The 12,703-nt window shown below is 71.4% G+C and carries 13 protein-coding genes; 3 read left to right on the top strand and 10 right to left on the bottom strand.

What is annotated here, in order from left to right; genetic code table 11:
- Positions 1-177: 177 nt before the first annotated feature.
- From ACIRVF_RS21500 to ACIRVF_RS21490, 3 genes are all read right to left on the bottom strand, one after another.
- Entirely contained in the window at positions 178-966 is a 789-nt protein-coding gene (locus ACIRVF_RS21500; protein WP_402819926.1) for an SDR family oxidoreductase, read from the bottom strand.
- A gap of 94 nt (positions 967-1,060) precedes the next feature.
- Complete coding sequence (locus ACIRVF_RS21495; RefSeq protein ID WP_402819923.1) at positions 1,061-1,636, bottom strand: TetR/AcrR family transcriptional regulator; 576 nt, start codon at positions 1,634-1,636, stop codon at positions 1,061-1,063.
- A gap of 114 nt (positions 1,637-1,750) precedes the next feature.
- Positions 1,751-2,152: a hypothetical protein gene (locus ACIRVF_RS21490; RefSeq protein ID WP_402819920.1), complete on the bottom strand. Its 402-nt coding sequence runs from the start codon at positions 2,150-2,152 to the stop codon at positions 1,751-1,753.
- A 1,360-nt stretch (positions 2,153-3,512) separates the two neighbouring features.
- On the opposite strand from ACIRVF_RS21490, the gene ACIRVF_RS21485 reads away from it, so the two are divergent.
- The 3 genes from ACIRVF_RS21485 (at position 3,513) to ACIRVF_RS21475 (ending at position 5,939) form a co-directional block, all read left to right on the top strand.
- Positions 3,513-3,923, top strand: coding sequence for a VOC family protein (locus ACIRVF_RS21485; RefSeq protein WP_402819917.1), 411 nt, complete (start codon positions 3,513-3,515; stop codon positions 3,921-3,923).
- Between the two features lie 277 nt (positions 3,924-4,200).
- Entirely contained in the window at positions 4,201-4,599 is a 399-nt protein-coding gene (locus ACIRVF_RS21480; protein WP_402819914.1) for a hypothetical protein, read from the top strand.
- Positions 4,600-4,718: 119 nt separating this feature from the next.
- A complete protein-coding gene (locus ACIRVF_RS21475; RefSeq protein ID WP_402819911.1) occupies positions 4,719-5,939 on the top strand; it encodes a serine hydrolase domain-containing protein in 1,221 nt (406 codons plus the stop codon).
- 130 nt (positions 5,940-6,069) lie between these two features.
- Here ACIRVF_RS21475 and ACIRVF_RS21470 read toward each other — a convergent pair whose 3' ends face one another.
- The 7 genes from ACIRVF_RS21470 to ACIRVF_RS21440 all read right to left on the bottom strand — a co-directional run bounded on the left by ACIRVF_RS21470 (position 6,070) and on the right by ACIRVF_RS21440 (position 12,682).
- Positions 6,070-6,675 (bottom strand): hypothetical protein, encoded by a 606-nt coding sequence (locus tag ACIRVF_RS21470; protein ID WP_402819908.1) that lies wholly within the window; start codon positions 6,673-6,675, stop codon positions 6,070-6,072.
- 194 nt (positions 6,676-6,869) lie between these two features.
- Entirely contained in the window at positions 6,870-7,631 is a 762-nt protein-coding gene (locus ACIRVF_RS21465; RefSeq protein WP_402820227.1) for an ABC transporter permease, read from the bottom strand.
- Between the two features lie 5 nt (positions 7,632-7,636).
- Positions 7,637-8,563: an ATP-binding cassette domain-containing protein gene (locus ACIRVF_RS21460; protein ID WP_402819905.1), complete on the bottom strand. Its 927-nt coding sequence runs from the start codon at positions 8,561-8,563 to the stop codon at positions 7,637-7,639.
- Entirely contained in the window at positions 8,563-9,402 is an 840-nt protein-coding gene (locus ACIRVF_RS21455) for a DUF4097 family beta strand repeat-containing protein (protein WP_402819902.1), read from the bottom strand. The genes ACIRVF_RS21460 and ACIRVF_RS21455 overlap by 1 nt, the downstream gene beginning before the upstream one ends.
- A 91-nt stretch (positions 9,403-9,493) precedes the next feature.
- Entirely contained in the window at positions 9,494-10,066 is a 573-nt protein-coding gene (locus ACIRVF_RS21450; protein WP_402819899.1) for a toxin-antitoxin system HicB family antitoxin, read from the bottom strand.
- 141 nt (positions 10,067-10,207) lie between these two features.
- Positions 10,208-11,227: an adenosine deaminase gene (locus ACIRVF_RS21445; protein ID WP_402820224.1), complete on the bottom strand. Its 1,020-nt coding sequence runs from the start codon at positions 11,225-11,227 to the stop codon at positions 10,208-10,210.
- Between the two features lie 159 nt (positions 11,228-11,386).
- Positions 11,387-12,682, bottom strand: coding sequence for a DUF445 domain-containing protein (locus tag ACIRVF_RS21440; RefSeq protein WP_402819896.1), 1,296 nt, complete (start codon positions 12,680-12,682; stop codon positions 11,387-11,389).
- Positions 12,683-12,703: the final 21 nt, after the last annotated feature.

Here is a 12,703-nt window from a genome sequence, read left to right as displayed (position 1 = left end):
ACCCCCTTTTCCCCCGGCCGCCGAGCTGACGCGGAATGACGTCCGGCCAGACGATCCGGCGGTCGCGAGCCTCGCGCAGCGGCTGCCGAGCCCTCTCGGCCGGCACCCGGCCTTCACGGCGTCGACCTTCTGCGCACAGGAAGTCGGGCCGGCCGACTTCCTGTGCAAGGCCCCGGGTCAGGCGGTCCTGAGGGTGCCGCCGTCGATGACGTGGTCGGCGCCGTGGACGTTGGCGGCACGGTCGGACAGCAGGAAGGCGACCAGGTCGGCGACCTCCTCGGGTTCGGTGAGGCGCCCCGAGGAGATGCCGAACCGACCGGGCAGCCCCGCGAGCAGGTCTTCGTGCCCCACCCCGGCCGCGGCGGCCACCCTGCCGCCGAAGCCGTCGGGGTCGGTCCACATCGGACTGGCCACGACGCCCGGCGAGACCGTGTTCACGCGGACACCGCGCGGCGCCAGCTCCTCGCTGAGCCGCTTGCCGAACAGGGTCAGCGCCGCCTTGGCCTCCGCGTAGCCGACCGGCGAGCCGTAGGGCGTGCGGGCGTTGACCGAGGAGATGTTCACGATCGCGCCCCGGCGCTCCAGGATGCTCGGCAGCGCCGACTTGGTGGTCCACACCGCGCTGAACAGGTTGAGGTCGAAGAGCCGCTGCCACTGCTCGTCGTCGGTGTCCAGGAACCCGCCGAGGGACAGGCCGTCCGGATCGCCCGCACCGACGTTGTTGACGAGGAAGTCGATCCCGCCGACCGCCGCCAGCGCCCGGTCCACGACCGACCGCGCCCCGTCCCGGGTGCTCAGGTCGACGGCCACGGCGGCGTCCGCGACCTCCTTCAGCTCCGGCGTGACCGTCCGGGCGGCTCCCACCACCCGGACCCCCTCCGCGGCCAGGGTCCTGGCGATGGCGAGGCCGATGCCGCGGCTCGCGCCGGTGACCAGTGCGGTCCTTCCGTTGATGCCGAGGTCCATGCTCTTTCCCCCTACGTGTCGCTACGTGTCAAGTTCTTGAACTGCAGGTCCAAAACGAGGGCGCAAAAAAGGCCACGGCGCGGGGCCGTGCGCCTCAGAGGCCCGCCAGAGCGGTGTCGATGATCCGGAGGAGGACCGGCCGGTCGTAGGTCCTGGTCATGACCCGCAGGCCCGCGAGGACGGTCTGGAGGTACAGGGCCTGCTCCCTGGCGTCGACACCCCGGTCGACGTCGCCGTCCCGCCGACCCCGCTCGATGCGGGCGGCGAACAGCTCGACCATGCGCTCCTCCATGCGGTGCACCGCACGGGTCGCCTCCTCGTCCCGTCCGCCCAGTTCGGTGACGGTGTTCTGGGCCAGGCACCCGCGGCGGACCGGTCCCTCCAGGTCCATGTCCACGAGCAGCAGGAAGTACGCACGGAGGCGGTCCTTCGCGGTACCCGGCCGGGAGAGGAACTCCTCGGTGACCTCCGAACCCATGCGGCCGTAGAGGTCCAGCGCCCGGGCGAACAACTGCCGCTTGGAACCGAAGGAGTGGTAGAGGCTGCCCTTGGCCACCCCGGTCGCCTCGGCGAGGTCGGCCGGGGAGGTCTCGGTGTAGCCCTTGGTCCAGAAGGTCTCCATCGCCCGCGCGATGACGACATCCGGCTCGAAGCTCTTCGGCCTGCCCACGCCGCCACCGTAGTGACTATTTGACCCAGAGGTCAACTACTCCGGACGGAGGTCGCAGCGAGGCCCCGACCGGATGGCGGTCGGGGCCTCGGCGGGCCGAGGAGCCCGGCGCTTCTAGAAGTTCGGCTTGAGGAAGCTGCCGTAGGTGTAGAGACCACCGGCAATCCAGCGCGACGCGTGCAGCGTCGCCGGAGCGGAGGAGCTGCCGTTGAGCTGGAGCGAGGAGTCCACGTAGTAGTAGTCCACGCTCTCCGTCAGGCAGTCGGTCCAGGTGTAGCTACCCGCGGCGAGCTTGACCGTGCTGCTCACGTACGGGGTCGCGCTGTAGAACCCCCAGCCGTAGGAGCCGGCTGCGAGGTCGACGGTGCGCGACGTGCACTTGTGCGACAGGCCCCCGCCGACTGTCGTCGTCGCCGTGTTGTAGAGGGTGGCGGTGGCGGACGCGGACGTGGCGGTGGCGAGGACGCCTGCGGCGGCCACGGCGACCGCCGCCGCGGCGATCTTCCTGGTGAGCATGAGGAACCAACCCCGTTTCGATGGAAATGCTTCGAACTCCGCCTTGTGGAAACGGAGTTCGTCCGATCGCCGACTCTTCCAAGCGCGGTGATCCAGCGTCAAGGCCTCATCGGCCACCACTCCGCCGGCGGCCGCCCCCACCGACCCCGGCGCCGCGATCAGCCTCGCCCGCCTCGCCCGCCGCCGCGGCCGGGCGATCCGCATCGAGGCCCCACACCCCCGACCCGACCGTTCCTCGATTCGGAGCACGGCCGCTGAGCTGCTAGTCTTCTTCTCGTCGCGAGGGAAATGATCTCTCGTCAGGCGTCAGCGGTGCTACCAGAGCACGTCCTACTTTCAGTAGGAAGAGTCCGTGCAACCCGGGCCTGGCGCTCCACGGTCGGACGGGCCCGGCACCTACCCAGGTGCCGGGCCAGTCCGCATTGTGCCGTCCAATCACTCAGGACGGCGTGACGTCCCGGACGCCGGCCGACGCGGGCGCTGCGGCGACCACCGTTCCGCTGACGGCCAGGACGGCGGCAGCGACTGCGGTGGCCTTCTTGGCGGTGAACAAAGGGATGTCTCCTTCTGCGCCCTCCCCTCGGAGCTCATGACCGCGCGTTCGGTCACGCGATTCGGGGGACCCACCCACCCAGGGCCTCCACAGGAGCCGGTAATCCGAATGGAGTCCGCATGCGAACCGGATCGCCCCGAACCGCCCAGCAGGCCCCGGTGCCCCGGTGCCCCGGCCGCGGTTCGGAGTACGGCCGCTGAGCTGCTAGTCTTCTTCTCGTCGCGAGGGAAATGATCTCTCGTCAGGCGTCAGCGGTGCTACCAGAGCACGTCCTACTTTCAGTAGGAAGAGTCCGTGCAACCCGGGCCTGGCGCTCCACGGTCGGACGGGCCCGGCACCTTTCACAGGTGCCGGGCCCGTCCGCGTTGTGCCGGAAAGCCACCAGCGACTCAGGCGGACGGGATTCCCAGGGCGGAGGTGACGACCGCGGTGGCCTTCTTGATGGTGAACAAGGGATCTCTCCTTCTACGGTGTTACCTCGAACGCGCGTGACCGTCCGTTCGGTCACGACCGCGAGGCAACCATCCGCCCCCGGAGCCGGCAAGAGTCAGGTAATCCGACTGGAGTCCGTGTGCGAATCAGATTGCCTCGAATCTCCGCACTCGCGGGAGCTGTTCGAGTTCGTTGAGTACATCCGTCGACGAATCCTCGTCGTTCACCCGGCCTGCCCTGGCCGCTCGGATCGGGACCGGAGGTCCGGGGCCGACGGACTAGGACCAGCGTCCGATGACACCCCGTCACGTGATCCCTAGGCTCACTGCCACCGGGAGCCCGCCCTCCCCTCCCCGTACCCCTGGAGCCAGAACCATGCCGGCCGACGCCACCGCCCACATCCGCATCGCCCGCCCCTCATCGGACTTGGCGGCAGCCGAGCGCTTCTGGGTGTCCGGTCTCGGCCTCGACGTCCTGTACCGGCACACCACGGACGGCACCCCCGGCGAGCACTCGCTCCTCATGGTCGGCTGGCCCAGGGCCGCCTGGCACCTGGAACTCGTCCACGACCCGGCCGCGCCCGTCGAGCCGCGACCCACCGCCGAGGACCTGCTGGTCGTCTACCTCGGGGAGCCGGTGAGCGACGCGATGGTGGAGCGACTGGAACAGCACGGCGGCAAGCGGGTGCCGGCCCACAACCCGTACTGGGACACCTGGGGCGTCACCCTCCAGGACCCGGACGGCTACCTGCTGGTGCTGTCCAGCCGGTCCTGGTCCAACGCGTAGGGCCGCGACCGGCGTTGGACCGGGCGTCCGGGGTCGGGAGCCGGGCGTGCGGAGCCGGGAGCGGGGAATCGGGAGCCGGCGGGGATTCCTGCGTGCCGGAACCGGTGCGAATTCCCGGGATCCGGAGAACGTCCGGATCCCATCGCTTCCGAACGAACCCGACGGAATCCGGTTTTCCGCTCTCGACGGCCGGGGTAGTGCGGAGACGTTCGCGCTCCGACGATGTCCGAGTCCGAAGCGGAGGCGAACCCCTGGAATTTCCACGGAAGGATTTCGCATGAACAGGAACGTCCGCAACGCCCTCGCCGCCGTCGCCGTCGCCGGTGCCCTCACCGCCGCCGTCGCCCCTGCCGCCGTGGCCGCCGACCAGACCCGGTCGGTGGCCGGGGTGCAGGCACAGATCCTCAACCCCAAGACGGTCAAGGCCGCCGCCTACAACCAGGCCCGCAGCATCCTCGCCCAGGCCGGCAGCCAGACGGCCGCCAAGTCCCACCCGGCCCACGGCACCAACGACGTCCCCGTCTCCTACGGCACCAGCCTGCTCGCCGCCGCCCGCGACGAGTTCCGGGCCGCCGACAAGCACCTCCCGGCCGGCCAGAAGAAGTCCGACATGTCGATCCCGCACTACAACGCCATCCACAGCGCCGCGAACACCATGGGCATCGACCGCTGGTGACCCGCCCGGCGTGAGGTTCGCGCCCTCCGGACCGGGCCCGGTTCTCCTCCGAAAGACGGAGAGCCGGGCCCTTCGCCAGCAGGAGGCCCGTGGCCACCTGGCAGTGCGAGCGTGACGCCATGACCCCAACCCGCCTGCCCCGGCGCCGAGTCGGTGCCACGCTCCGCACCGCTGCCGTCACCCTCGCCTCGCTCGCCGTGCTCACGCCGAACGCGGCGGCCGCCCCCGCCAACCCGTCCGCCGCCACCCGGTCACCGGCCGTCGCCGACCTGCAGCCCGAACTGGACGCACTGGTCGACCAGGGCACCAGCACCGCCGCGCTCGCCGAGGTCCGCGACCACGGCCGCGTCACCTGGCGCGGCGCGGCCGGCACCGCCGATCTGGCCACCGGCCGACCGGCCCGCGCCGACGGGCGGTTCCGGATCGCCAGTGTCACCAAGACCTTCGTCTCCACCGTCACCCTGCAGTTGGTCGGCGAGGGCCGGGTCGGACTCGACGACCCGATCGAACACTACCTGCCCGGCGCCGTGCCCAACGGCAGCGCCATCACCGTCCGGCAACTCCTCAACCACACCAGCGGGCTGGGCAACTACCTGGACGACCATCGGGTACGCGAGGACACCGAGGCGGGCAACCGGGAGTTCCTCGCCACCGGACGCTGGATCGAGTACACCCCGGAACGGCTCCTGGCCATCGGCGCCGCCAGGCCGCCGTACTTCGCCCCCGGGCAGGGCTGGCACTACTCCAACACCAACTACGTCGTCGTCGGCATGCTCATCGAGCAGGTCACCGGGCACAGTTGGCGGGACGAGGTGCAGAACCGCATCATCCGGCCACTCGGGCTGCGGCACACCACCCTGCCCACCACCTCCACCGCCGTCCCCGGCCCCCACGCCCACGGCTACTTCAAGCTCCCCGAGGGCCCGGGCGATGTCACCAGGCTCTCCCCCACCATCGCCGACGCGGCCGGCGCGGCCGTCTCCACCACCGACGACCTCACCCGCTTCCACGCGGCCCTCTTCGGGGGACGGCTGCTCGCCCCCGCCCAACTCACCGAGATGACCACCACCGTACCCATCCCCCAGGCACCCGACCACGCCGAGTACGGCCTCGGTGTGGCCCGCTACGACCTCTCCTGCGGCCAGTTCTGGGGCCACACCGGCGAGATCCCCGGCTACTCCACCGGGGTGTTCGGATCACGGGACGGCAGCCGCCAGTACGCCATCTCCTACAACGAGTACGACAAGAGCGACCGCCAGAAGTCCGAGCGGCTCTACCGGGCCTTCGAGGAGAAGGCCCTCTGCGGCGGTCCGGCCGGCAGCCCGACCGCCTCGGGCTGAGCCGCGGCGGGCCCGTCCGTTCAGGCCGCCCGGGTACGCGGGATCCGGTCAGGGCCGCGGAACGCCCTGCGGAGCGGTTGGCGCGGTGGCGAGGACGAAAGCCTGGAGAGGACGAGTGGGTCCTCGGGATTCAGGAGTCCGTTCCGGGGACGGGCTGCTTGGGCAGCTCTCGGGGCTCGCTCAGGCTGCCGTCGGGGTGGACGTCGAAGACGGTGAGCTTCTTGCGGCCGGTCACGGTGATCCGGTCCGGGCCGGACCAGTCGATGCGGACGAAGTCGCCGCCCCTGGTGTTCCAGGTGCCCATGCTCCAGTGGCGGGCGGACCAGCCGGTACCGGTCTCCAGCTCCACCTGGTAGATCGGGTCGATCGAGAAGGCGATGTTGGTGACGGTGAGCACCCGGTCCGGGCGGTCGGGGCTGACGAAGCGGTCCTCCCGGCCCCCGTGGCCGCTGAACACCAGGGACAGGGAGAGCACCGGTACCCCGGCGACGACGAGGGGCACCAGGAGCACTGCGCAGCCGATCTGTGAGAACCGGGTGCGGAACTCCAGCTCGACCACCAGCGAGACCACGATCAGCACCACCGCCGCCCCGATCAGCAGCCTCGGACGGTTGAGCCAGTGCTCGACGACCACCAGGCCGCCCGAGCGGGAGGCGTGCCAGCCCGGCAGGTACGCCAGCAGCGAGACGAGGGCCACGGCTCTCAGCCCCCAGGCAATCCGTCTACGACGCGTCATCGCCATCCGTCCCCCCGGGCGGTCTTTTGCCGATCTTTGCGCGGACTTTACTACAGGGGGCGTCCGCGCCCGGGGCTGTTGACGGCCCGTCCGTTGTGCGACCAGGGCTCGACGGCGGTCACCGCACGCCGGTACGGCCCGGGGGCTGGACTCCCGCCTCCGGGCCGCACCGACGACTACCGGCCGTACCCCCGTCACCGCCGGTAGAAGACGCTCCGCGACCAGACGTAGCCGACCAGGGTGAGGCCGGTGCACCAGGCGAGGGCTGTCCAGCCGCTGTTGCCGATCGCGGTGCCCATCAGCAGGCCGCGCAGGGTCTCGATGATCGGGGTGAAGGGCTGGTACTCGGCGAACCACCGGAGCACGGTCGGCATCGAATCCGGCGGGACGATCGCACTGCCGATGAAGGGCAGGAAGGTCAGCGGCAGGGGCGTGTTGCTCGCGCTCTCCGGGGTCTTGGAGACCAGCCCGATGCCCGCTGAGATCCACGTCAGCGTCAGTGTCACGAAGAGCAGCAGCCCGGCGGCCGCCAGCCACTCCACCGGCCCGGCACTGGAGCGGAACCCCATGGCGAAGGCCGCGCCGATCACCATCACCAGCGCGACCACGGTCTGTATCACGCTCCCGACCACGTGCCCGGTCAGGAAGGCCGACCGCGAGATCGCCATCGTCCGGAACCGGTTGACGATCCCCTCGGTCATGTCGACGCAGACGCCCACCGCCGTGGCGACCGAACCGGCCGTCGCCGTCATCAGGACGATCCCCGGCGTCACATAGTCGATGTAGCTCCCGCCGCCGATGCCGGCTCCCAGCGCTCCGCCGAAGGCGTAGTTGAAGAGCAGCAGCATCATCACCGGCATCACGACGACGGAGAAGGTCATCGCCGGATACCGCTGGGCGCGCTTGAGGTTCCGGCGCAGCATGGTCAGCGAGTCGCTGACCGCGTAGGTCGTCATCGCGCTCATCGCGCACCCTCCCCGGTGAGTTGCAGGAAGACGTCGTCCAGGTCGGCCGTCTCCACGACCAGCGACTGGGCCTGCACGGAGGCGTTGTCGAGCGTGTCCAGCACGGCCTTCACGGTGACCACGGAGTTGTCCCCCGGGATGTCCAGTCGCAGGGCCTCCGTGTCGGCGGTGCCGTAGTCGAAGAGGGAGGCGGCGGTGTCGAGTTGGCGGGAGTCCGCGAACTGGAGGCGGATCCGCCCGCCGGGGACGATCCGCTTCAGCTCCTCGGCCGTGCCCTCGGCGACGATCCGGCCGCCGTCCAGGACGGCTATCCGGTCGGCGAGTCGGTCGGCCTCCTCCAGGTACTGGGTGGTGAGGAAGATCGTCACCCCGTGGTCGGCGACCAGCCCGCGGATGATCTCCCACATGATGCGGCGGCTGCGCGGGTCCAGCCCGGTGGTCGGCTCGTCCAGGAAGATCACCTCGGGGTCGCCGACCAGGGTCATCGCCAGGTCGAGCTTGCGCCGCATGCCGCCGGAGAAGGTGACGACGGGCTTGCGCGCCGCCTCGGTGAGATCGAAGCGCCGCAGCAGTTCCTCGGCCCGCCTCCGCCCCTCCCGACGGCGGAGGTGGTTGAGGTCTGCCATCAGCATCAGGTTCTCCTCGGCGGTGAGGAGGTTGTCCACCGCCGAGAACTGGCCGGTCACCCCGATCGCCCTCCGCACCCCGTCGGCCTCCCGGACCAGGTCGTGGCCGGCCACCCGCACCGAGCCGCCGTCGGCCGGGATCAGGGTGGAGAGGATCTCCACCGTGGTGGTCTTGCCCGCGCCGTTCGGCCCGAGCAGGGCGAACACCGTGCCCGCCGGGATGGACAGGTCGATGCCCCGCAGGACCGCCTTGTCCCCGTAGGACTTGGTCAGCCCGACCGCCGAGATCGCCACCATCAGGCCCTCCGGACGGTGATGCTGCCGACCTGGGTGGTGGCGCGGACCTCGACGGTCTCCCGGGCGTCGCCCGGGCCCTGCGCCGGGCCGAGTTCGTTGCGGACGGCGCCGAACTTGCTGTGCACGTCGAGCCAGGCCGCCGTGCCCTCGGCGATGCCGACCTCGACGTCCCCGACGCCGGCCTGGAGGTTGACCTTGCCCCGGACGATCCGGCCGAGCCGGACGGGCCCGTTCGCCGTCCTGGCCTCCACCCCCGCCTCGGCGGAGCCGACGTGGATCCGGCCGTTGGAGGAGTTGGCCGTCAGTTCGCCGCGCACCTCGTCGATCTCGGTGTCGCCGTTGCTGTTCTTGACCGTCAGCCGGCCGCCGACGGTGCCGACCTCGATCCGGCCGGAGCCGGTCACCTCGGCGTTCCCGGCGGCGGTGCCGAGCCGGATGTCCCCCATGTCGGTCTTGATCCGCGCGTTCTCCGCACGGTCGAGCTGGATCCGGCCCATGGAGGTCTTGATCCGGCAGTCGCCGAGCGGGCCCTCGGTGACGAAGTCCGACATCGGGGACTCGGCGTGCACCTCGGAGCCGACGGGCAGCTCGACCGTGATCTCGATCGAGCCCTTGCGGCTGGAGAACACGGTGCGCTGCTTGGGTCCCTTGAGGGTGAGCCGCCCGCCGGAGAAGTCGACCTGGGTCAGCTCGGCGGCCTTGATGTCGGCATCCCTGGCCGCGCTGGTGGGCCGGACGTCGACCACCACATCGGCGCGCTTGCTCGCCCGGATCCACACCGAGCCGATCTCGAAATCCAGGGCGACGGAGATCGGTCCGTCGGTCTCGTACGTGGGCATGGGTGTCCCGTCCTCTTGGCTCGTGTGGGTGTTCCCGCTGGTCGGAGCGGGGGTGACGTCGCAGGGGCGGATGGTCTGTGGTGCGGAGGTGTCAGTGGACCCAGCCGGTGAAGCCCTGGCCGCCCACGCTGCGCGTGCTGCGACTGCCGAGGTCGGCGGCCGGGCGGGCGGGCGGGCGGCCGCCCTCCACCGCGCCGGCCACGGCCCGGACCAGCCAGGCGTTGAGCGAGAGGCCCTCCTGTCCGGCGGCCTCCTCCGCCCTCGCCTTGAGGTTGGCGGGCAGGCGCAGGTTGATCCGGGCGGTGCCCGCCTCGTCGGACTCCGGCACCACGGGTGGCGCGGATGGTGCCACCAGTGGCACCGCCGACGACGCCACCGACGGCTCGGCGGGCGGCGCATCGCCGTGGAAGGGGTCGGCGCCGGGCGGGGCGGTCACCACGAACTCGGGATCGAGGCCGCGCAGCCGCACGTCCACCGAGCCCGGGGCGAGGTCACGGGTGACTTCGCCCATGGCGGCCGACAGGGCGTTGAGCAGGGTGAGCCGCACGGCCGACTCCAGCGGAAGCGTCAGCCGCTCGGCCAGCGCTCGGGCTTCGTCCCCGCCGGTGGCGGCGGCCACCGCGAGCTCGTTCCGGAGGTTTTCGACGTACGGCGTGAGGTCCATGGCCAGAAGCATGGCACAGCCATGGCGCCATGTCGAGCCATTTGTGGCGCCACTTTGGCACCACAGCCGGGAGCGGGCCGGCGCCACGAACGGAATCGCCCCGCCGACCGGAGTCGACGGGGCGGTTGACCTGCGGAGAGCTCAGCCCTGCTGCCAGCCCGCCAGGTAGGAGTCGATCTCCCCGACCAGCCGCGCCTTGCCCGCCTGCTCCAGGAAGGAGGCCTCGACCGCGTTGCGGGCCAGCGCCGCCACTCCGGTCTCGTCCAGCCCCAGCAGCCGCGCCGCCACCGCGTACTCGGTGTTGAGGTCGGTGCCGAACATCGGCGGGTCGTCGCTGTTGACCGTGACCAGCAGCCCGGCGTCCACCATCCGCTTGATCGGGTGGTCCTCGATCCGCTCGACCGCCCGGGTGGCGATGTTGGAGGTCGGGCAGACCTCCAGCGGGATGCGGTGCTCACCCAGGTGGTCGAGCAGCGCCGGGTCCTTCACCGCCTGGGTGCCGTGCCCGATGCGCTCGGCGCCGAGCTCGCGGATCGCGTCCCAGACCGTCTCCGGCCCGGTGGTCTCACCGGCGTGCGGGACGGAGCGCAGGCCGGTCGCCCGCGCCCGGTCGAAGTACGGCTTGAACTGCGGGCGCGGCACGCCGATCTCCGGGCCGCCCAGGCCGAAGCTGACCAGGCCCTCTGGGGCCAGCTCGGTGGCGAGGCGGGCCGTGACCTCGGCCGCCTCCAGCCCGGCCTCGCCGGGGATGTCGAAGCACCAGCGCAGGACGACGCCGAGGTCCTTCTCCGCGCGCAGCCGGGCGTCCTCGATCGCCTCCATGAAGGCCACGTCGGGGATGCCGCGCCTGACCGAGGAGTACGGGGTGAGGGTCAGCTCGGCGTAGCGGATGTTCTGCCGGGCCATGTCCTCGGCCACGCCGTAGGTGAGCGCGCGGACGTCCTCGGCGTCGCGGACCAGGTCCACCACGCTCAGGTAGACCTCGATGAAGTGCGCGAAGTCGGTGAAGGTGAAGTACTCGGCGAGCGCCGCCGGGTCCGTCGGCACCCTGGAGTTCCCGGCGTGCCGGGAAGCGAGGTCGGCGACGATGCGCGGCGAGGCCGAGCCGACGTGGTGGACGTGCAGTTCCGCCTTGGGCATCCCGGCGATGAACGCCTCGATGCTGCGGTCCGCGGCGCTGCCGCTACCAGTGGGGTTTCCGATCCGACTTCCGTCCGGCTGGACCACGGTGGTTCCCTTCTCCTTCTGCCCCGCGCTTCTACGCGCGTATCGCGAATATCGGCCAAGGATAGGGCCAAACCCGGGCGGCCGGGCCCGGGCTCACCCCCCGAACGCGGCCGCCACGGTGTGGATCAGCAGCCCGGCCAGCGCGCCGACCACGGTGCCGTTGATCCGGATGAACTGCAGGTCCCGCCCGACGTTGGCCTCGATCTTGCGCGAGGCCTCGTCGGCGTCCCAGCCCGCCACCGTCTCGGAGATCAGCGAGGTGATCTCGGCCCGGTAGGTGTCGACCAGGTACTGGGCGGCGTCCTGCAGCCAGCCGTCCACCTTGGCCTGGAGCTTGGCGTCGGTGGCCAGGCGCTCGCCGAAGCGGTGCACGCCGTCGCGGATGCGCCGGCGCAGTTCGCTGTCCTCGTCCTCCGCCGCGCCCATCACCAGGGTGCGCACGGCCGCCCAGGTGGAGTTGATCAGGTCCTGCACCTCGGGGCGGCCCAGTACCTCGACCTTGGCCCGCTCGACCCGCGCGATGGTCTCCGGGTCGGTCTGCAGCTCGGCGGCGAAGTCGGCGAGGAAGTTGTCGATCGCGCCGCGGGCCGGGTGCTCGGGATCGTCCCGGATGTCGGTGACGAAGCGCACCAGTTCCTTGTAGACCCGCTCGCCGACCTGGTGGTCGAGGAACTTGGGCGTCCAGCCCGGCGTCTTCTGGGTGACCTTCCGGACCACGTCCTCGTGGTTGGCGGTCAGCCAGCCGTGCGCCCGGACGGCGACCAGGTCCACCACCCCGTGGTGCCCGCCGTCCGCGACCACCTTGCCCAGCATCCGGCCCATCGGCTCGGCCACCGACGTGGCGGCGGCCCGCCTGGTCACCGCCTCGGAGACCACCGCCCGCACGTCGTCGTCGCGCAGCACCGCGAGCAGGCCGCGCAGCGCCGCCGAGGCCTCCTTGGTGACCCGCTCGGCGCTGCCCGGCGCGGCCAGCCACTCCCCCAGTCGACGGCCGACGCCGAGCGCGGCGAGCCGGCCGCGCACCACGTGGCCGGCCAGGAAGTTGTCGCCGACGAACTCGCCGAGCGAGCGCCCGAAGGCGTCCTTCTTGGTCGGGATGATCGCGGTGTGCGGGATCGGCAGGCCGAACGGACGGCGGAACAGCGCCGTCACCGCGAACCAGTCGGCCAGTGCGCCGACCATGCCCGCCTCGGCGGCGGCCGCCACGTATCCGGACCAGGCGCCGGCACCGGCCGCCTTCGCCCAGGTGGAGAGGGCGAAGACCAGGGTCGCGAAGGCCAGCAGGCCGGTCGCGATGGTCTTCATCCGGCGGACGCCGCGTCTCTTCTGCTCGTCGGCCGCGGTGAACCGGACTCCGGGGCCGGTCCCGCTGAAGGCTTCGTCACTCACCCCGCCAGTCTGCCCGGTGCC

It is taken from the genome of Kitasatospora sp. NPDC101157, assembly GCF_044768255.1.
GTDB lineage: Bacteria > Actinomycetota > Actinomycetes > Streptomycetales > Streptomycetaceae > Kitasatospora.
Note: the sequence above shows the minus strand (reverse complement) of the source record. Positions and strands in the feature narration are given on the sequence as shown.